Source organism: Frankia sp. R43 (genome assembly GCF_001306465.1).
GTDB classification, from domain to species: Bacteria; Actinomycetota; Actinomycetes; order Frankiales; family Frankiaceae; genus Parafrankia; species Parafrankia irregularis.
Genome location: NZ_LFCW01000031.1, coordinates 1 through 1,003, shown reverse-complemented (window position 1 = coordinate 1,003; position 1,003 = coordinate 1). Strand labels below are relative to the sequence as shown.

1 protein-coding gene is annotated in these 1,003 nt (G+C 64.1%); it reads left to right on the top strand.

The annotated features are described in order from the left end of the window. Window positions 1–206: 206 nt before the first annotated feature. Complete coding sequence (locus ACG83_RS41460) at window positions 207–980, top strand: IS5/IS1182 family transposase (RefSeq protein ID WP_054564425.1); 774 nt, start codon at window positions 207–209, stop codon at window positions 978–980. Window positions 981–1,003: the final 23 nt, after the last annotated feature.

Sequence of the window (1,003 nt, the reverse complement as noted above, 5' to 3'; positions counted from 1 at the left end):
GAGCCTTTTCAATCTTGGTTTGTCTGATTCTCCCGGCGGTTAAGGGTCACCAATTGACGAATTGAACGGGAACCGGCTCGGGCCGTTCCATCATCTGGCGACGGCAATAGTTGGTCGGGCGGCGGGCGGAGGGATGCCGTAAATAGAGAAGTCCCCGGTAGATCACAGGGTTCCTACTCCACTGTGCCCTTGACCGAGGACTTCCGTTGCTAACCTACCCCGGTGTCGTCGACCTGCCCGAGTCGACCCTGACCTTCCTCACGGGACTGCTGGCCGAGGACCGCGCCCAGCGCCGGACCTGGCGCAAGCTGCCCCCACGCGAGCAGGCACTCCTGGTGCTCGCCCACCTCCGCAAGGGTGAACGCTACGAGCACCTCGCCGAGGGCTTCCAGGTCAGCGTCGGCACCGTCCACAACTACATCCGCGAGGCCGTCGGCCTGCTCGCCACCCACGGCCGGACCCTGCTCGCCGCGGTCTGGACCTTCGCGTGGACCCAGAGCAACTTCCTCATCCTCGACGGCACCGTCGTGCGTACCAACCGTGTCCGTGCGCACAACAAGCTGTACTACTCGGGCAAGCACAAGTACCACGGCATCAACCTGCAGGGCCTCACCGACCCCTACGGTCGGCTGCTCTGGATCTCCGAAGGACTTCCCGGCTCCGTCCACGACCTCACCGCGGCCCGGATGCACGACGTCCTCCATCTGATCGACCGCTCGGGGCTCTACCTCTACGCGGACAAGGGCTACGTCGGCGGCGAGGGTGACCGCCTCCTCGTCCCGGTCAAGAAACCCAAGAACAGGGAACTCCCCGACCGCGACAAAGAGACCAACTGGACCCACGCCACCACCCGCTCGCAAGGCGAACGAGGATTCGCGGTCCTCAAGAACTGGCACATATTCGACCGTTTCCGCGGCTGCCCACGCCGCGTCGGCATCTTCGCCCAGGCCGTCCTCGTCCTCTCCAGTGAGGGCCTTTAGGAAAATCGACTTTGAAAAGGCTC